Origin of the sequence: Paraglaciecola mesophila KMM 241, from assembly GCF_000315015.1 — a bacterium.
Lineage (GTDB): Bacteria > Pseudomonadota > Gammaproteobacteria > Enterobacterales > Alteromonadaceae > Paraglaciecola > Paraglaciecola mesophila.
In genome coordinates, this window is record NZ_BAEP01000047.1 from 188,372 (window position 1) to 205,263 (window position 16,892).

The window sequence follows — 16,892 nt, forward strand, 5'->3', positions numbered from 1 at the left end:
CCGCATGAGTCAGCAAGAGTATATTCAGTCAGCCCTGCGAGTGCTTGAAATCGAAGGACAGGCAATTAAGCAGTTATCCCAATATATTGACGACAGTTTTATTGCAGCATGCGAGCTCATGAAAAACTGCAAAGGCAAAGTGGTTGTTTGCGGTATGGGTAAATCTGGTCATATAGGGCATAAGATATCCGCGACGTTAGCGAGTACTGGAACGCCTGCATTTTTCATGCACCCAGGGGAGGCAAATCACGGTGACCTAGGCATGCTTACAGAGCAAGATGTTCTGCTGGCGATTTCTAATTCAGGTGAAACATCTGAGCTGTTGGCGTTATTGCCGGTGGTGAAACGTCGTGGCATTGCCATTATTGCTATGTCGAATAACCCTAGTAGTTCTTTGGGTAAGCATGCCGACGTCAATTTGTGTATTAAGGTTGAAAAAGAGGCCTGTTCATTAGGCCTAGCGCCAACGGCGAGCACCACGGCAACTCTAGTCATGGGAGATGCGCTGGCGGTGGCACTGTTAGATGCTCGAGGCTTCACGCCGGATGATTTTGCACTTTCCCATCCTGGAGGTGCGCTTGGGCGCAAGCTTTTACTTAAGCTTGATGACATCATGTGCCAAGGTGAGCTGATGCCTTTGGTTGGCACTACACAAACCATTAGCCAAGCGCTACTTGAAATATCACGCAAAGGGCTAGGTATGGCGGGTATCGTAGGCGATGACGGGAGTTTGCTGGGTATTTTTACTGACGGTGATTTACGCCGGGTACTGGATGCCAGAGTCGATATCCACACAGTCAGTATTGAAAGTGTTATGACCGCAAATTGCGTCACGGCATCTCAAGAAACCTTAGCTGCTGAGGTATTAAACGTTATGCAGAAACGCAAAATCAGTTCACTTTTTATTGTTGATGACAATCACCAACCGGTTGGTGCTATCAACATGCAAACCTTGTTATCAGCTGGAGTGATATAATGGGCGACATTAATACGTTATATGGTGCTAAGTCATCCTCGTTAATGGACAAGCTTTCCCGCATTAAATTACTGGTTTGTGATGTAGACGGGGTTTTCTCCGACGGTCGCATATACATGGGCAATGACGGCGAAGAATTGAAAGCGTTTCATACCCGTGACGGTTTTGGGGTCAAAGCCTTATTAAACATAGGTGTGCATGTCGCGGTTATTACCGGACGCGAATCAAAAATAGTGCACAAACGTATGTCTGCGTTAGGGGTCGAGCATATTATTCAAGGTTGTGAACAGAAAAACGATGCGCTTTTGGCGTTGCAGCGCCAGTTGAATATAGGTAAAGAAGCTACCGCTTCTATTGGTGATGATATGCCTGATGTAGGAATGTTTACCTTAAGTCACGTCGCCGTTGCGACACACGATGCACATCCGTTTGTTCAGAAACAAGCTTTGTATGTTACTCAAATCAATGGTGGCTTTGGTGCTGTGCGCGAAATTTGCGACCTGATTTTGCATGCCAAAGGTAAATTAAATAAAGTCAGTGGTAGTAGCGTATGAATCGAGTCACCCTCAGCATTGGGTTATTGTTTTTATTAGTCATCGCCATCAACTTACCTGACTGGCTAGCTGACGAGGACTTAATACCGCAAACTGAAACCGAATCTGCTTGGCAACCAAACTACCAAGCTAGTGAAATGTTAAGCACTCTATTTGATAAAGACGGCGGTTTGAGTCATCAGGTCTTTGCTACCAAAATGGAGCACTTTGATTTGCTCGGTTTTACCTTATTCAAAGAGCCTCAATACACTATATTTGTTGAGTCACAGACTGCGCCTTGGCAGGTATCAGCCAAAGACGGCACTTTGTATGAAGACAATCGGATCCAATTAGAGAATAATGTCGAGATACGTAATCAAGATGAGCAAGGATTTGCTCGTAGCATTCGCACGGACTTCATCGAGATAAACTTGATCGATAAAACCATGGAGTCTGACCAACCAGTAAAAATATTTGGTCAGCACTATGTCATCAACAGTAACGGCTTTAAAGCCAATTTAACGACCCAACAATATGAGCTACTTGATCATGTGCAAACCATTTATCAACCTCAGCCTTAGCTTAGTTGCCTTAGCAACATTATCATTTTCCCCATTAAGCATGGCTGGCAAAGAAGATTTCACGCAAGCGATAAAAGTGGACTCAAAGTTCCAGTTTGGGGACGGTAAAACTAAAAAGTCTATCTTTCGAGAAGACGTGCACATCAATCAAGGTAGTTTGAATGTGTATGCCGATGAAGTAGAAGTCGACGCGAGTAAGGGCGAAGGCAACGAAGTTTTCATCGCGACGGGTAGCCCGGCTAAATATTCTCAGCAACAAGAGCAAGGCGGCAGTATTGAGGCATCAGCTAATCGCATAGAATATCGCAGAGATTTACGCACACTAACCTTAGAAGGCGATGCACAGCTGAAGCAGAACAATAGCAGTGTAAAAGGTGAGTCGATTGTGTTTAACATGGAACTTGAGCAAATTGTCGCGCAAGGAGAGGGCGAAAGTAAAAACAGCGGTCGAGTCACGACTATTTTCCAACCAGCCAAGAAATCAGCGAGTAGTAAAAAGCAAACAGACGCGAAAAAGTCCACTGATACAAATGTGAAACCAAAACAGGATGAAACTCCATAATGGCGACGTTAAAAGCCTCGCATTTGGCTAAATCTTATAAATCGCGTCAAGTTGTGCGTGATGTCAGCCTCGAAGTATCCACAGGCCAAATTGTCGGTTTACTTGGGCCAAATGGAGCAGGAAAAACCACCACGTTTTATATGATTGTTGGTTTGGTCCCCTTAGATAAGGGAGAAATAAGTATAGATCAGCAAGATCTTACCCTACAGCCCATGCACATGCGCGCTCGTCTAGGGATTGGCTACTTACCTCAAGAAGCCTCTATTTTTCGGAAACTAACAGTCCATCAAAATTTGATGGCCATCTTGCAGACACGCAAAGAGCTCAGTGCAGAGCAAAGAGAACAGCAAGCGGATTCATTATTAGATGAGTTCAATATCAATCATATCCGTAACAGTGCAGGTATGAGTTTGTCTGGTGGCGAGCGCCGCAGGGTTGAAATAGCGCGAGCGCTTGCAGCTGATCCAGAATTTATTCTGCTCGATGAGCCGTTTGCCGGTGTTGATCCTATTTCAGTTAATGATATTAAAAAAATTATTCAACATTTGCGTGACCGTGGTATTGGTGTTTTGATAACCGACCACAATGTAAGAGAGACGCTCGATGTGTGTGAGAAAGCTTATATTGTCAGTCATGGTGAACTCATCGCTTCTGGCACGGCAGAAGAAGTATTAAGTGATCAACGTGTAAGAGATGTATACCTAGGCGAACAATTCAGGCTATAGTTAAGCTGAAAAAGCCGCTCATTTTATCGAGATTATACTCAGGCGCTTGGTGAGACATTTACAGTCAATCGAATCAACCACAGCATATTTATTAGTTTGCAACGGACAGAATAAAGAAGTAAATGAAACCCTCTTTACAATTAAAATTTAGTCAATCACTCACTATGACGCCACAGTTACAGCAAGCTATTCGTTTGTTGCAACTGTCTACGTTAGATTTACAGCAAGAAATTCAAGAAGCCTTGGATTCGAACCCGCTGTTGGAAATTGAAGAGCCTACGGATCAGGAATCCGGCGATAGTGCGTTAAATGACAATTCCCTCGACCCGTCATCTAAAGATACCAATGAAATAGTTGATACCAGCAGTGACAACTTAGACTCAAGTGAAGCATTCGAGAAAAACGAAATCCCAGAAGACTTACCTACGGATACCACATGGGATGAGTACATCAGCGCTTCTTCTGCTCCTGCATCTAGCATATCAAGTGGTGCCGGCGGTGATGACGAACAAATCTTTCAGGGCGAAACCACAGATAACATTCAAGATCATTTGCTGTGGCAAATGCGTTTAACCCACTTTAGTGATACCGATATCGCGATTGCGACAGCGATTATTGATTCTATCGATGAGTCTGGTTATTTAACCATGAGCGCTGAAGATGTTTTGGCCAGCATGGATGATGAAGAAATAGAGCTCGATGAAGTGGAATGCGTACTTAAGCGTATTCAAATGTTCGACCCAATTGGGTCTGGCTCTCGTACACCACAAGAATGCTTATTAGTGCAATTGCGTCAGTTTGCTCCTGATACACCCTGGTTAGAAGAAGCGAAGACATTGATTGGCGAATATGCCGACCTTTTGGCAAGCAAGGATTACCGCACTTTGATGCGTAAATCTCGCCTTAAAGAGGATGATTTGCGCGAGGTTATGCGTTTACTTAAAACGCTTAATCCACGTCCAGGCAGCGCCTTAATTAAAGGTGAGGCAGAATATGTTATACCTGATGTGTCAGTGAGTAAGAAGAATGGTCGTTGGACAGTAGAACTTAACCCTGACAGTTTACCGAAATTGAACGTCAATCAGCAGTATGCTGCGATGAGTCGTAGTGCAAAAAACACCAGTGACAGTCAATTTATTCGCTCACATATGCAAGAAGCCAAATGGTTTATTAAAAGTGTTGAGAGTCGAAACGATACATTATTAAAAGTGTCAAACTGCATAGTACAGCAGCAAATGGGCTTTTTTGAACATGGGCCTGAGATGATGAAGCCTATGGTACTAAACGATGTAGCCGAAATGGTGGATATGCATGAATCTACAATTTCCCGTGTTACCACCCAAAAGTATATGCATACCCCTAGAGGTATATTTGAGCTGAAATATTTCTTCTCAAGCCATGTTGCAACTGAGACAGGCGGAGAGTGCTCGTCAACGGCGATACGCGCATTGATTAAAAAGCTGGTCGCAGCTGAAAAACCAAGCAAGCCGTTAAGTGACAGCAAGATTGCTCAATTGTTGGCCGATCAAGGTATCATGGTTGCTCGGCGAACAATAGCAAAGTACCGGGAATCTCTGATGATACCCCCGTCGAACCAACGAAAAAGCCTATTGTAGGCTGATTAAAGAAGGAAGAGGCGATATGCAAATTAATATTACTGGTCACCATGTGGATGTAACCGATTCACTAAAAGATTATGTCGATACTAAATTTACCAAGCTCGAGCGACACTTCGATCAGATCAACAATGTTCACGTTATTCTCAATGTAGAAAAGCTCAACCAAAAAGCGGAAGCGACAATACATTTGAATGGGGCAGATGTATTTGCCACCATGGAACACAACGACATGTATGCGGCAATAGATGGCCTAATCGATAAACTCGATCGGCAAGTTATCAAGCATAAAGAAAAAGCTAAACGCCATTAACCCATCAGGTAAATAATGGAAATATCAAATATTCTTCACCCTGACTGCGTCGTATGCGCAGTTCAGGGTTCTAGTAAAAAGCGCATTTTAGAGCTTATTAGTCAATTGGCATCTGAGCATCTTGTTGAAGTAGACCAAGCGACAATTTTATCCAGTTTAGCGGGGCGCGAGAAAATGGGGTGTACGGGTATAGGTGGTGGTATAGCACTACCACATGGCCGTATAAAAGGGTTAGAGTCAGCCCTAGGGGTGCTTGTAACGTGTCAACCACCGGTCCAGTATGACGCCATCGATAACATGCCGGTGGATATCTTCTTTGCTATTTTAGTACCAGAGGAAAAGGCCCAAGAGCACCTACAAACCTTGTCGGCGATAGCCAAAAAATTCGTCGATAAAGACATTTTAAATCGTTTGCGCAGTGCAACCACAGACCAAGAATTATTTCAGGTACTCAGTTAATTATGAAGCTTATTATCATCAGTGGGCGTTCAGGCTCAGGGAAGTCCATAGTCTTACGGTCACTAGAAGATTTAGGCTATTACTGCGTTGATAATATCCCCGTCAACTTATTGCCTACTTTGACCCATACAGTCGCTGACGAGTACGATCAGGTAGCGGTCAGTATTGACGTGCGAAATTTACCCAAAGATCCCAACGAATTGGTGGAAATACTCGACTACTTGCCGTCAACGTGGGAAATGACCATATTGTATTTGGATGCAAGCGATGACGTACTGATTAAGCGTTTCAGTGAAACCCGCCGCTTGCATCCGCTGTCGAAGCAAAACAAATCATTGTCTGGTGCCATTCAAGCAGAAAGCCAGTTATTGGCGCCGATAGCCGAACGTGCAGATTTATATATAGACACAGACCAGCTATCAATTCACCAGCTGGCCGAATTGGTGCGCGAACGCATTTTAGGCAAAAAAAGCTCTCGATTAGTTTTGGTTTTTGAAAGCTTCGGTTTTAAACACGGCATTCCTAAAGATGCGGATTATGTATTTGATGCGCGTTTCTTACCCAACCCTCACTGGGAGCCAGATTTAAAACCACTTACTGGACTTGATTCCCCCGTCGAGATTTTTCTTGGCTCACAGCCCATAGTGACTAAATTTATATGGCAAATTCAGAATCTCATTTCTACTTGGTTGCCACACTTAGAGCGGAATAATCGTAGCTATGTGACAATCGCCATAGGGTGTACTGGCGGTCAGCATCGCTCTGTGTACGTGGTAGAAATGTTAGCCAAAACATTTAGTACCTCGCATCCTGATGTGCAAATACGCCATCGCGAGTTGAACCGATGAGTGAGCGATTAGAGAAAACTCTACTCATAGTGAATAAATTAGGGTTGCATGCCAGAGCTGCGACTCAATTGGTCAAGCTTGCAAATCAATTTGAAGCTGAAGTCACTATTGTTCAGGATGATAAAAGTGCCTCGGCTAGCAGCGTACTAGGCTTAATGATGTTAGAGAGTTGCCAAGGCAAAGAAATTCAAGTGATTTCAGAAGGTAAAGACGCGCAACAAGCGATGGACGCTGTTGAAGAGCTGATTGTCGGCAAATTCAACGAAAGCGAATAATCAGCCAGATTCAATTCAACTTTATCGCGCACTTCAACTTAGACTTTTTCCGCTCATCTGAACGTTCTACTCATTAATCATTTTAGATTGAAACGTGCGGTTGGATTATCAGCAACCCAATTGGCTGCTCAATCCACCTAAACGTGTTTCAACCGCATATTCTTTGCTGCCGGTCATTTCTGGGAATATGTTCAAACCGCTGCGACTTTCTACGTTATCAATCGTGACCTCTTTGCTGCAGTAGTCATCGGCTCTCGCGCTATTTTGCTCCATGACATAGGCGGACGCCCTCACATAACCCGCTTGGTTTATTGTCGCGACAATTTTGAAATAGCCAGAAGGAATAGTGTGACTTTCATCTGCACCGGGAAGCGAAGCAAAAAAGCTTTCATACAACGGGCCTGTTACCACATAAACGGATTCTCCGCTGCGGGCTAAAACGCGTACTGCAGACTCTAATCGGACCCATGGGCCTTGATTTAAATTAGAGCTCTGGGGGGTAATATTTGATAGATAGTTTGTACTGCGCCAATCAGCGGTATTGCTCACACTTGCCAATGGAACTTGGTGTCCGCGATCGGTACGAATAAGAGCGTGAGCATCGTTATAGTCTGCGGTTTCTAGCGTGTACTCGCGCTTTAAATCTGGATCAGAGCGCCAACTGCGTGAACGACTAGGGCCGTCTATCGTTTGCGTGGTCACTTTATATGCGGCCCAATCGGCAAACTTTGTTTGCTGATTATTGCTTATGGTGTAAATGGAGCGCTCAAGTAAGTCATTGCTGTCAGGAGCACCTGTCGGGCAGCCTAAAGAGCTACACACATTGGCGTACCCGGCATTACAGAAAAATGCCAGTATTAATACAAAGTAGGACTTCATTAACGTTACTCGGGTTAAACTCTACACGTACATCAGTGCGTAGATCATACCTCAAGAGCGCAATAAAACCGTTACACTTATATGAAATTATTCAGTTAATTTAATGGCTTAATAATATTGATGAGCAGGAGTCAGTTCACCAATAACACCAATGTTTTTGCTGCTGAGCTTGTAAGAAGTGTTCGGCCTCTGTGCCTTGCAATAATGCCATGGTTGCTAACATGCCGGATTGAATGCAAAAGTCAGTGGCTACGGTCACAGAGCGCGGGGCCCCAGAAACAGGATAACCGGTTTTGGGGCTCAATATATGACTATAGCGAACACCGTTGTGGACAATAAAGCGCCGTGTATCTCCGCTGGTGGCTAACCCTCCGGATGCTATCTTTACTAACGCACTTTTAGCTGAATTATCCTTGGCGTGAGGGCGTTCGATACCTACCTGCCAATACGTTTCATGCTGCCTAGGTTGGGTGACTTGAATATCCCCGCCAAAATTAACCAACACAGAAGTATCGGGTGCCAATTGCATGCACAATTTGGCCGCTGCATCCACAGCATATTCTTTACCAATACCGCCAAAATCTAACTCGAACCCTCTGGGTAGGCGAATTTGTTGCTGAGTAAATTGCACATTCTGCCAGCCAATATATTGCAATACTTCATTGACTTGTTCCGAACGTGGAAATTGCCCTTTTCCGGTGAAATCCCATATCTTTCTTAGCACGCCAGACGTCAGATCAAACATGCCATCGCTTAGTTCGAAACACGTTTGCCCGAAGGCGAGCAATCGATGAGTTTCTTGATCTATCTCGACCCATTTTCCATGACTATTATTCATCTGATGAACTAGGTTGCCAACAATATAGCGACTGTACTTTTGCTCTATCCGTTTCGTTTGCAAGACAACTTCTTGTAGTAAGCGGTTGGCGAGCAATTGATTCGGAGTTTCAATAAGCAATTCACATGGACTGGCCATGCAAAAGAAGTGACCATGATAATAGTCACTTTTAGCTATTAGAGCGGGAGCTTGACTCAAGGTTATCCTACTTAGTTATGCACTGATTTTTGTTGGGTAAATTAGCTATACACCATACGCCAATATACCTTGAGCCAACCTCATATCAAAAGCTATAGCTAACCTGAGCAATAATGGCATCGATACTCGGGTAAAGGTCTAGGCCTTGCAAAGCGCCAGGTTCTTCGAAGCCCGCATTTTTTGGACTCTGCTGATAATATTCCAGCCGAACGGCCCACTCGCGACCATTATCTAAGGCTTGTCCATACTTAAGGCCAATGGTGTACGCGGTCATTTCACCTAGACGATAATCTGCGCTGGCCACTGACGGTAGTAGTGAGCCTTGAATCAAGAATGGCTGATAGAAATCTGCGGCGCTCTGCTGATAATAACGGAAGTGCGGTTGTATGTAGCTGTTATCGGACAACTTCACTCTGAACCTTGAATCTAGTGTATGCGAGTCAATATCCCAGTCATCGGTAGCATAACGATAAGACACATCGGCAATACCGTAATCTGAAGCGTATTTGGTCTGCCAGTAGAAACTTTGTTTGGTGCGCTTATCTGGTCGATTCTCGTGCAAAATATCCTGTGTGACACCTTCAGTGTTGACCACACTTAATAATTTGTACGGGTCAGTGAGGTAACCATCAGCGATAGAATAACTGTAGTTAAATTGCATTAACATACGGCGATTGATCACCTGAGTCACACCCAGAAGTAAATCTACCGTATTTTTATCTTTGCTATCCGTGGCTCTGGTAGCATTAAATGCCGTTTCAAATGCGCTTTCATCGCTAAATTGACCGTTGTTGACCACCATCGGGGAAAGACCGGTCGGCGCTTCGCCAACAGGATCAATGCTGTCGTATTGGTAAGACACACCGGCAGAAAGGGTGGTGTTTTTCTGATTAAAGTCACGGGCCAGGGAGCCATTAACACCCAATGATAAATAATCATACTCTTTTGAGAGATGCACGCCTGTGCTACCTGTTATGTTCTCCCATAGGGGTTGGGTCCACTGGGCACTGAGCTGAACGCGGGTATCTTTAAAGGTATCGTCTAACGGCGTTTCACCAGCATTGACCACGTACTGCCCGTTGCCTGATGGGCGAGTAAAGGTTTGTACGCCTTGTTGGGCTACAGCGCCTGATGCTGAGGCTCCTGTAAGAGTATCGATGGCTATTTTGCCATTGAATATGTGTTCGTCGCCAAAATCTTTCTTGGCGTTAAACACCCCCTCACCTAACTGCACTCTGTCGGTTTCACCGTAGTAGAGTATGGCTGTATCAAACTGCCATTCGTTAGCTTGTGTATTTTCTTGGGCTTGTACAGCTGAATTGAGCAATGCGCAGGCGGCAGCTGCTAGAGACGCGCTGATGTTATTGCTTTTAGTTAGTTGCATCCGCAGCCTCCACCAGCAAAGGAGCGACCACCGCTTGTGGCTTCCTTGCTGAAGTAAATATGATCATCTAACCCTATATCTATCCCCTCGGCATCTAAGGCCATTTCGTCCTTAGCCAATAGATCTCGTTGCCATGGTTTAACCCCTAAATCCGCACAGCCGTTTAGGGTGAAACTTGCCACCAGAGTCGCGGCCAAAATCAGGCGCTTTTTAGTTAATTGAATCAGCATTTTATTACTCCTTCTCGTGTAATAGGGTGACAAGCTGCTGCTCGTAAGCAGATGCTTTTGCATTAAAAAAACCTTTATGGCTAAAGCGAATGCTGCCGTCTCTGGCGACTAAATAACTGCTAGGCATACCGATGAGGTCGTAGCGTTGTGCAATTTCAGCTTCTGGGTCGAGTACGATGGGAAAATTAGCCGGAATTTTCTGCAAAAATGTTGTAACTAGTTGAGGTTCAGTATCTAAATTCACTGCGACAACCACTAAACCCTGTTCAGTATATTTGTGCTGCATGTCGTTCATCCATGGAAAGGATTGGCGGCAGGGTTTACACCATGATGCCCAAAAATCCACATAAACCACTTTGCCCTTAAGATCGCTCAGCTGCACTGCACCAGAGCGCGTCATATAGCTAAAATCTGGAGCTACTGTTGCATAGCCACGGCTGGAATAGCAGGCAAGGTACAAAACGAAAATAGATATGAAAATACGCATATTAAGCCGATAAAATAGTGAGTGAGTGTTAACCATAAAGCGTGAAACTTAAGAAACTCTTAATACGGGGAATTAATCCAGAATAAGCGGTTTGCCATATAGTGAGTTAGCACGACATCGCCGTTGGCTAGCGCTGACAGCTAGTAAAGCGCTGACAGCCAGTAAAGTGCTTACAGCTAGTAAAGTGCCTACAGCTAGTAAAGTGCAGGAGGCATAGTTATTATGCAGGTTGTTGAAACCTAAAGTGAAAATAACATCCAATGAAATCGTCGTTGTATTTTGCGCTTTGCGCCTTGTTTGCAAGCTCGTCCTCTCTACTAGTACACGCTGCGCCTCTATCGACTAAAGATTCAGAGTCCAAGAAATTAATTGCCACAGAGCCGTTGACTCACATTATTGCCCTCGCAGATGACAAGAAGGGTATTGGGGCGAGGCCAGCAGGCTCGAAACAAGAACGCCAAGCTGCGCAGTATATTTTTCAGCAATTACAAAGAATGGGACTTAAGGCCGAGCAACAAACGTTTGCCATTGAGGTAAACGAGACACAGGCTACTTCGATGAATATCAGTGCGGTGATCCCTGGCAAGTCGAAAAAAAGACTAGTAATAGGCGCGCATTTTGATTCCACAGGTGTTGAACAAGGTAGTCTAGGGGCAACGGATAACGCCAGTGGCGTGGCGGTACTGTTGGCAGTAAGCGAACAGTTAGTGCAAATGAGGGGGCTTCCTTATAGCGTTCAAGTGGTATTTTTCGGCAGTGAGGAGATTGGCAAGTTGGGCTCTAACTATTTTGTTCACGCAATGTCTAAAGCTGAGCTGGGCAATATTATCGCGATGCTGAATTTAGACACTGTCATAGGGGGTGATGTGCTGTATGTGCATAGTAGTTCACCCACTGATTTTAGCTGTAAGAAAGTCGAAAACGCCAAGCTAAACACCAGCGGTGTATTTAGAGATGCACTATTGGCTTATGGCGCATCGCAGCCCTCATTACCTGTTCAATTTGAATTACATGAAGATTCTGAAGTATTTGCAGCAGGTCAGACCGGGGATTGGTCAGATCATCAAGCATTCGCCTGCAACAATATCCCTATTGCATATATCGAAGCGACAAATATGGACATTAATGGGCGAGGGGGGAAAGATGGTTACTCTCAATCCATTGAAGCGCAGTTCTGGACATGTTACTCAGGGAAAAAGATAGGCAGCTGTGATCCGGATAAAGAAAAGAAATGGGGGGAAATTTGGCATACTCAATTTGACCGCTTAGACCGACTTTTTCCCGTTTTTAATGCACGTATGATAGATCAGCTTGATGCCAACATCACTCTTATAGTAGGGGCGCTTAACGACCCTGAAACCATGGCGAAGTTGGGCAAATAAGCCGATATAGCAACGAAGATATTGCTTTCAAATCTGGCTTAATTCCAAACCTAATAGAATGAAGAGTTTGAGGAAAATACGAGTGTAACTCTATTCATTATCGGGCTTTCTCTCGGGCGTCTTATTCGTCTTCATTAGCTTGTTCTTCATGTCGATGACTTTGCCTACGCCCGAACCTAATTTCATTAATGTGCCTAAGGTATCTGGGTTCATTTGCTGTAACTCGCTGGTCCATTTACTGATAGTTTCAAGTAAATCGTGTATTTCCTGTAAACGCTGCTGAGCGTATATTTCTTCTTTATTTTCAGGCGTTTCAAGCATAATACCGCGCAGCAAAGTCAGGGTTGGGTCCATTTCTCGTTTACGTCGCTCTTCAAACACACGGTTGGCCATTTCCCAAATAGTACCAGCACTTTGATAATACTCTTTGCGATCTCCTGGAACGTGGTGCTGTTTGATTAATTGCCAAGATTGCAGCTCTTTTAGGCCCATACTGACATTTCCACGGGAAACACTGAGCGCTTCTGCGATTTGGTTTGCGCTCAAGGGCGTTTCACTGATGACCAACAACGCATACATTTGCCCAACGGTACGATTGAAACCCCAGCGGCTGCCCATTTCGCCAAAGTGCATGACGAAGGATTCGATCATAGGGGTCATTTGCATAAAGTATCTTTTATATAGAAGTTTCAGTAATTATTGAAATTTAAACCTGCGTTGATGCTTTGTCAAACATCTTTGTCACTGGGTAAGGGGCTCATCACAAACGCTATTTTCTACTATTGGGGCAGATTTGGTGCTTCTACCGCCAGTTTTTTTGCCGTAAATTAAATCGAATTACCTAATAGTTCAGTATGATACTTAGGGTGTGTTAAGCATTGAGGATTGAAATTTTTTCAATCTATCCTAGAAAGGATCCTTCGGGCAGCACGTGTTTGGCATTTATGCTGCGTTATCGTCTATTTATTGGGAATAATCGAACTACTTAGACTCTGGCGTGTATAAACACATTGAGCTGCAAAGTTAAGCTACAAAGATAATCACACCCTTGTTGAGTGATAAGTTAATTTTATAAGGACACAATTATGCAATTAAAATCGTCATTGCTTACCTTCCTCAGGGTGCTGGCAAAGTCAGGGGGCAGGTCAGCGATTCTTTCGTTTGCTGTGCTGCTAAGTGCTTGTACTTCTTTACCTGAGGGTATTAAACCGGTGAGAGATTTTGAGTTGCAACGTTATCTTGGTAAGTGGTACGAAATAGCACGCCATGATCACTCATTTGAACGGGGTTTGGAACAAGTGACAGCACAATACAGTTTGCTAGATGATGGCGGTGTGAAAGTCATTAATCGTGGTTACAACCCAGAAGAGCAGGAGTGGGACGAAGCCATTGGCAAAGCTTACTTCGTGGGCGAGCAAAACATCGGTCATTTGAAGGTGTCTTTTTTTGGACCTTTTTATGCAAGTTATGTGATCTTTTCGTTAGACAATGATAACTACGGTTATGCGATGATCACTGGACCCAACAGAGATTACTTTTGGATCTTGGCCCGTCAACCTGAGCTTGAGGATGATGTGCTGCAAAGCTTGCTGACTAAGGCACGTGATGCGGGCTTTGATACTGAAAAGTTAATTTTCGTCAACCAGTGAAAGCAATGGCTAAGCGATTAATATTTTTTTGAAATGTTCGTCTCCTAGGCAGGGTCTTTTACCAATAGATACATGAAGTAACAGGAACCCTATGCTTAGCGACAATCAGGCACTTAATAGTCACTTAGAGACAGTAGAACAAGCAAAAACGTTTTTAAAACATATCTCATATCATGCCTACCAGCGCGTCATGGCGCCCCATGTGGTTAGCAGTGCTGGCGCTCATATGCGACATGTGATTGACCATTATTTGGCGCTCAAGCAAGGAATAGAAAAGGGGGTTGTGGATTATAACTTACGCCATCGTGAGTCTGATGTGGCCCATTCAACTGCTTCGGCCTTACAAGCGTGGGATAGAATTGAGCATTGGTTATTAGATGTCTATCAATCTGATATGCATGAAAAGCTCATAGTACTGAATGAAACTTCAGTCGAGCAAACGTATGTGAATGAGGTTAACTCTACCTTGGGTCGCGAATTGGTTTTTGTATCCAGTCACGCCATTCACCACTTTTCGCTTCTTGCCATTATTACATCGCTGCAAGGGCAAACTACTCATGCGCTTTTTGGGGTGGCTCCCTCAACAGCAACCTACCAAAGAGCACAGGCTTAAGTCGACAGTAAATTTGGCGTTTTTATATTTTTTGTGGATAATAGCGCCAAATTTGGCTTGGTTATCTATGAAACGTATATTGTTTTTAGGTTCAAGCTTGGCATTAGTGAATAAAGGAACGCACCATGAGTGGCTTACCAAATTGTACTGCGTGTAACTCTGAATACACCTATGAAGACGGAAATATGTATGTTTGCCCTGAGTGCGGACATGAGTGGGCACAGGGCGAAGACGCGTCTGAGGATGATACACCAGTTATCCGTGATTCAAACGGTAATACACTTGTAGACGGTGACACTGTGACAGTCATCAAAGATCTGAAGGTAAAAGGCTCATCGTTGGTGGTGAAAGTGGGCACTAAAGTTAAAAATATTCGTTTGGTTGATGGCGATCACGACATCGACTGCAAAATTGATGGTGTTGGTGCAATGAAGCTTAAGTCCGAGTTTGTGAAAAAAGTATGATCCCCTCGCTTTCACTTTGATGAATGATTGGTAGCGCCAGATTGATAACCAGGCGCTATCATTTCTCCCTTTTATTGACTTTCTTGATGGCATTTATACGTCTCCCAGCCATCTCCTAAATACAGCCTGCCTAATTTTTCTGGTGCTTTAGCAAGCTCAACGCTGAGTAACAAACCTGGGGTATGGTTAAAGTTGCTGTCTATCCCCAAGCAATGAAATTTAGCGCTAAGCTTTTGATAGTGCTTGAGCAGAATGGGGATGTCTTTACCATCACTTTCAATACCTGCTAGCAGACTGGTTAAGTGTTTTTCCAATGGATACTGCTTAGCAAAGTCAGCTATTTCGGGTGATACAGAAAAGCCCAATTGAGTGCGGGCTTTTGCGCTACGCGTCGGCGTGACCAAAGCATGCTCAATGAGACTGACACTGCGCGGGTCGTACAACTTGCTTAATGAAACCGTGCCATACAAAGTACGATATTGAGGAAATTGACAAACAAAACGCCCTATTCCCCGCCAAAGTAGTAACAAGCCCTGAAAGCTGTTTTGGTATTCTGGGATCAAAAAAGAGCGCCCCATTTCTAAACAAGGCGCTTGGCGGTTTATGAAATCAGCTGAGAAGTTAAACATTGCACTTAAATAGAAAGGGTCAATATCTAACGAGGCATTTGCCAATAAACGGTCCGACTGACCCATTCGATAGGCGCCGATAATTCGGCCTAAATCACGCTCAACAATGAATAAATGGGTGTAGGTTTTGTCAAAATCATCTGTATCTAAAGGGTTTCCGCTACCTTCATCATGTTGGCGAAAAACCAATTCACGTAATCTGGCTATTTCTTTGACGGTTTGCGGTATTTGCTCATAGTAGGCGTAGTACACATCTAAATTGCGATAACTCAGTAAGATTTGATTTTCATCAAGCTGGGCAAGCTCAGTGTTGATGACAGAGCCCGGCACTTGAGATATCAAAGGTTGCAGTGCAGCTACGTTAGATGCTGGCCAAGCGTGTCGCCAATTCGGATCTTGGGCGTAACTTTGAATACGTTGCAGCGCTGTCAATTCGATATCATTAGTATTTGCGGCAAAAGCGTTAGCGGGGACGCAAGTCGCCGCAGATATTTTAATGCTCGTATCGCGTTTATTCAGTAACTCTCTGGGAAGCATAAGCATTCTCAGGCGGTAGTACACTCTCCCAAGACGGTAAAACAGTGGGCTATTTTCGCCACTTACAAACAGTGCTAAATACTGGGCCCCCGTGCGAGTTACTAAGCTGGCAACAATACGATTCCATTGATGCTCACTAATGCGTTTTTTGTCCGCTTGATAGTAAGACACTCGCCCTGCAGGGAAAATCAGTAACGCGCCACCTTGCTTCACGTGGCGCAAGCTTTCACGCAAGGAGGGGGCGTTTTTAGGATCCCGTTCAGAAAGCGGGTTAGTGAAAATAAAGTAGTCTTTAAGCTCAGTGAAAAGGGCTAGACCTTGATTGGCTAATACTTTCAGATCAGGACGAACCTGGCCTACAACGTAAGCCAAAATAACCCCCTCAATTCCGCCAAAGGGGTGATTGCTGGCGATAACAAGTGGACCGTCTCGAGGGATTTTTTGTTGTAAAACGTCAGTACCATCTGTTGTTACATTGAGCGCATCAAGTAGTGCTCTGGCGAATGCTTCTTTGTTCAAGCCAGTTAAATGATGTTCGCGATATAAATTATCCAAACGATGAATAGCCAGTAGTTTGTCCAACAAACTCATTACACCGTTCAAAATGGCAGTTTGTTTTTCTTGGGGGACAAGATTAAGTAAGGTAATGGCTGTGGTCATGGGCGGTCCGAGGTCAATAGCTTAGGGCTGCGACACGTTTTACGTGCACTGGTT

At 44.3% G+C, this 16,892-nt stretch carries 21 protein-coding genes; 14 read left to right on the forward strand and 7 right to left on the reverse strand.

Annotated elements, in window-relative coordinates; all coding sequences use genetic code 11:
- The first annotated feature begins 4 nt into the window (after window positions 1-4).
- The 10 genes from GMES_RS11050 (at window position 5) to GMES_RS11095 (ending at window position 6,888) form a co-directional block, all read left to right on the forward strand.
- Window positions 5-976 (forward strand): KpsF/GutQ family sugar-phosphate isomerase, encoded by a 972-nt coding sequence (locus GMES_RS11050; RefSeq protein WP_006992769.1) that lies wholly within the window; start codon window positions 5-7, stop codon window positions 974-976.
- Window positions 976-1,530 carry a 3-deoxy-manno-octulosonate-8-phosphatase KdsC gene (gene kdsC, locus GMES_RS11055; protein ID WP_006992770.1) on the forward strand — a complete coding sequence of 185 codons (555 nt, stop codon included), beginning with the start codon at window positions 976-978 and terminating at the stop codon, window positions 1,528-1,530. Before GMES_RS11050 ends, kdsC begins: the two co-directional genes overlap by 1 nt.
- On the forward strand, window positions 1,527-2,090 hold the full coding sequence (lptC, locus tag GMES_RS11060) for an LPS export ABC transporter periplasmic protein LptC (RefSeq protein WP_006992771.1): 564 nt from the start codon (window positions 1,527-1,529) through the stop codon (window positions 2,088-2,090). The genes kdsC and lptC overlap by 4 nt, the downstream gene beginning before the upstream one ends.
- Before the next feature lie 40 nt (window positions 2,091-2,130).
- Window positions 2,131-2,652 carry a lipopolysaccharide transport periplasmic protein LptA gene (lptA, locus tag GMES_RS11065; RefSeq protein WP_006992772.1) on the forward strand — a complete coding sequence of 174 codons (522 nt, stop codon included), beginning with the start codon at window positions 2,131-2,133 and terminating at the stop codon, window positions 2,650-2,652.
- Window positions 2,652-3,377 carry an LPS export ABC transporter ATP-binding protein gene (lptB, locus tag GMES_RS11070; protein WP_006992773.1) on the forward strand — a complete coding sequence of 242 codons (726 nt, stop codon included), beginning with the start codon at window positions 2,652-2,654 and terminating at the stop codon, window positions 3,375-3,377. The genes lptA and lptB overlap by 1 nt, the downstream gene beginning before the upstream one ends.
- A 122-nt stretch (window positions 3,378-3,499) precedes the next feature.
- A complete protein-coding gene (locus tag GMES_RS11075; protein WP_006992774.1) occupies window positions 3,500-4,993 on the forward strand; it encodes an RNA polymerase factor sigma-54 in 1,494 nt (497 codons plus the stop codon).
- A 25-nt stretch (window positions 4,994-5,018) separates the two neighbouring features.
- A complete protein-coding gene (gene hpf / locus GMES_RS11080) occupies window positions 5,019-5,306 on the forward strand; it encodes a ribosome hibernation promoting factor (RefSeq protein ID WP_006992775.1) in 288 nt (95 codons plus the stop codon).
- 15 nt (window positions 5,307-5,321) lie between these two features.
- A complete protein-coding gene (gene ptsN / locus GMES_RS11085) occupies window positions 5,322-5,765 on the forward strand; it encodes a PTS IIA-like nitrogen regulatory protein PtsN (RefSeq protein ID WP_006992776.1) in 444 nt (147 codons plus the stop codon).
- A gap of 2 nt (window positions 5,766-5,767) precedes the next feature.
- Window positions 5,768-6,613, forward strand: coding sequence for an RNase adapter RapZ (gene rapZ, locus GMES_RS11090; protein ID WP_006992777.1), 846 nt, complete (start codon window positions 5,768-5,770; stop codon window positions 6,611-6,613).
- Window positions 6,610-6,888 (forward strand): HPr family phosphocarrier protein, encoded by a 279-nt coding sequence (locus GMES_RS11095; protein WP_006992778.1) that lies wholly within the window; start codon window positions 6,610-6,612, stop codon window positions 6,886-6,888. The genes rapZ and GMES_RS11095 overlap by 4 nt, the downstream gene beginning before the upstream one ends.
- A gap of 108 nt (window positions 6,889-6,996) precedes the next feature.
- On the opposite strand, the gene GMES_RS11100 is transcribed toward GMES_RS11095, so the two are convergent.
- The 5 genes from GMES_RS11100 to GMES_RS11120 form a co-directional block, all read right to left on the reverse strand.
- The gene (locus GMES_RS11100) at window positions 6,997-7,767 is read right to left on the reverse strand and encodes a DNA/RNA non-specific endonuclease (protein WP_006992779.1); all 771 of its coding nucleotides are present in this window, start codon (window positions 7,765-7,767) and stop codon (window positions 6,997-6,999) included.
- A gap of 136 nt (window positions 7,768-7,903) precedes the next feature.
- On the reverse strand, window positions 7,904-8,743 hold the full coding sequence (locus GMES_RS11105) for an FAD:protein FMN transferase (RefSeq protein WP_006992780.1): 840 nt from the start codon (window positions 8,741-8,743) through the stop codon (window positions 7,904-7,906).
- Window positions 8,744-8,888: 145 nt separating this feature from the next.
- Window positions 8,889-10,187: a DUF3570 domain-containing protein gene (locus tag GMES_RS11110; RefSeq protein WP_006992781.1), complete on the reverse strand. Its 1,299-nt coding sequence runs from the start codon at window positions 10,185-10,187 to the stop codon at window positions 8,889-8,891.
- Window positions 10,178-10,417, reverse strand: a complete 240-nt coding sequence (locus GMES_RS11115) for a DUF4266 domain-containing protein (RefSeq protein WP_006992782.1) — start codon at window positions 10,415-10,417, stop codon at window positions 10,178-10,180. The genes GMES_RS11110 and GMES_RS11115 overlap by 10 nt, the downstream gene beginning before the upstream one ends.
- Window positions 10,418-10,421: 4 nt before the next feature.
- Complete coding sequence (locus GMES_RS11120; RefSeq protein WP_006992783.1) at window positions 10,422-10,904, reverse strand: TlpA disulfide reductase family protein; 483 nt, start codon at window positions 10,902-10,904, stop codon at window positions 10,422-10,424.
- Window positions 10,905-11,164: 260 nt separating this feature from the next.
- On the opposite strand from GMES_RS11120, the gene GMES_RS11125 reads away from it, so the two are divergent.
- Entirely contained in the window at window positions 11,165-12,286 is a 1,122-nt protein-coding gene (locus GMES_RS11125; protein WP_006992784.1) for a M28 family metallopeptidase, read from the forward strand.
- Between the two features lie 90 nt (window positions 12,287-12,376).
- Here the strand turns inward: GMES_RS11125 and GMES_RS11130 are convergent, their stop codons facing one another.
- Window positions 12,377-12,952, reverse strand: a complete 576-nt coding sequence (locus GMES_RS11130) for a GbsR/MarR family transcriptional regulator (RefSeq protein ID WP_006992785.1) — start codon at window positions 12,950-12,952, stop codon at window positions 12,377-12,379.
- 419 nt (window positions 12,953-13,371) lie between these two features.
- On the opposite strand from GMES_RS11130, the gene GMES_RS11135 reads away from it, so the two are divergent.
- From GMES_RS11135 to GMES_RS11145, 3 genes are all read left to right on the forward strand, one after another.
- Complete coding sequence (locus tag GMES_RS11135) at window positions 13,372-13,935, forward strand: lipocalin family protein (RefSeq protein ID WP_006992787.1); 564 nt, start codon at window positions 13,372-13,374, stop codon at window positions 13,933-13,935.
- 91 nt (window positions 13,936-14,026) lie between these two features.
- Window positions 14,027-14,548, forward strand: coding sequence for a ParB N-terminal domain-containing protein (locus GMES_RS11140; RefSeq protein WP_006992788.1), 522 nt, complete (start codon window positions 14,027-14,029; stop codon window positions 14,546-14,548).
- A gap of 125 nt (window positions 14,549-14,673) precedes the next feature.
- Window positions 14,674-15,012, forward strand: coding sequence for a zinc ribbon domain-containing protein YjdM (locus tag GMES_RS11145; RefSeq protein WP_006992790.1), 339 nt, complete (start codon window positions 14,674-14,676; stop codon window positions 15,010-15,012).
- A 71-nt stretch (window positions 15,013-15,083) separates the two neighbouring features.
- Here GMES_RS11145 and GMES_RS11150 read toward each other — a convergent pair whose 3' ends face one another.
- A complete protein-coding gene (locus tag GMES_RS11150; RefSeq protein ID WP_006992791.1) occupies window positions 15,084-16,838 on the reverse strand; it encodes a bifunctional lysophospholipid acyltransferase family protein/GNAT family N-acetyltransferase in 1,755 nt (584 codons plus the stop codon).
- Window positions 16,839-16,892 lie beyond the last annotated feature (54 nt).

Excerpts from the sequence above, each read along its gene's own strand:
- GMES_RS11050 (WP_006992769.1), top strand. The coding sequence starts at position 5 with ATGAGTCAGCAAGAGTATATTCAGTCAGCCCTGCGAGTGCTTGAAATC.
- hpf (WP_006992775.1), top strand. The coding sequence starts at position 5,019 with ATGCAAATTAATATTACTGGTCACCATGTGGATGTAACCGATTCACTA.
- GMES_RS11120 (WP_006992783.1), bottom strand. The coding sequence starts at position 10,904 with ATGCGTATTTTCATATCTATTTTCGTTTTGTACCTTGCCTGCTATTCC.
- GMES_RS11150 (WP_006992791.1), bottom strand. The coding sequence starts at position 16,838 with ATGACCACAGCCATTACCTTACTTAATCTTGTCCCCCAAGAAAAACAA.
- lptA (WP_006992772.1), top strand. The coding sequence starts at position 2,131 with ATGGCTGGCAAAGAAGATTTCACGCAAGCGATAAAAGTGGACTCAAAG.
- GMES_RS11075 (WP_006992774.1), top strand. The coding sequence starts at position 3,500 with ATGAAACCCTCTTTACAATTAAAATTTAGTCAATCACTCACTATGACG.
- GMES_RS11135 (WP_006992787.1), top strand. The coding sequence starts at position 13,372 with ATGCAATTAAAATCGTCATTGCTTACCTTCCTCAGGGTGCTGGCAAAG.
- GMES_RS11100 (WP_006992779.1), bottom strand. The coding sequence starts at position 7,767 with ATGAAGTCCTACTTTGTATTAATACTGGCATTTTTCTGTAATGCCGGG.
- GMES_RS11145 (WP_006992790.1), top strand. The coding sequence starts at position 14,674 with ATGAGTGGCTTACCAAATTGTACTGCGTGTAACTCTGAATACACCTAT.
- GMES_RS11095 (WP_006992778.1), top strand. The coding sequence starts at position 6,610 with ATGAGTGAGCGATTAGAGAAAACTCTACTCATAGTGAATAAATTAGGG.
- kdsC (WP_006992770.1), top strand. The coding sequence starts at position 976 with ATGGGCGACATTAATACGTTATATGGTGCTAAGTCATCCTCGTTAATG.
- GMES_RS11130 (WP_006992785.1), bottom strand. The coding sequence starts at position 12,952 with ATGCAAATGACCCCTATGATCGAATCCTTCGTCATGCACTTTGGCGAA.
- GMES_RS11140 (WP_006992788.1), top strand. The coding sequence starts at position 14,027 with ATGCTTAGCGACAATCAGGCACTTAATAGTCACTTAGAGACAGTAGAA.
- GMES_RS11115 (WP_006992782.1), bottom strand. The coding sequence starts at position 10,417 with ATGCTGATTCAATTAACTAAAAAGCGCCTGATTTTGGCCGCGACTCTG.
- GMES_RS11105 (WP_006992780.1), bottom strand. The coding sequence starts at position 8,743 with ATGGCCAGTCCATGTGAATTGCTTATTGAAACTCCGAATCAATTGCTC.
- GMES_RS11110 (WP_006992781.1), bottom strand. The coding sequence starts at position 10,187 with ATGCAACTAACTAAAAGCAATAACATCAGCGCGTCTCTAGCAGCTGCC.
- lptC (WP_006992771.1), top strand. The coding sequence starts at position 1,527 with ATGAATCGAGTCACCCTCAGCATTGGGTTATTGTTTTTATTAGTCATC.
- GMES_RS11125 (WP_006992784.1), top strand. The coding sequence starts at position 11,165 with ATGAAATCGTCGTTGTATTTTGCGCTTTGCGCCTTGTTTGCAAGCTCG.
- rapZ (WP_006992777.1), top strand. The coding sequence starts at position 5,768 with ATGAAGCTTATTATCATCAGTGGGCGTTCAGGCTCAGGGAAGTCCATA.
- lptB (WP_006992773.1), top strand. The coding sequence starts at position 2,652 with ATGGCGACGTTAAAAGCCTCGCATTTGGCTAAATCTTATAAATCGCGT.
- ptsN (WP_006992776.1), top strand. The coding sequence starts at position 5,322 with ATGGAAATATCAAATATTCTTCACCCTGACTGCGTCGTATGCGCAGTT.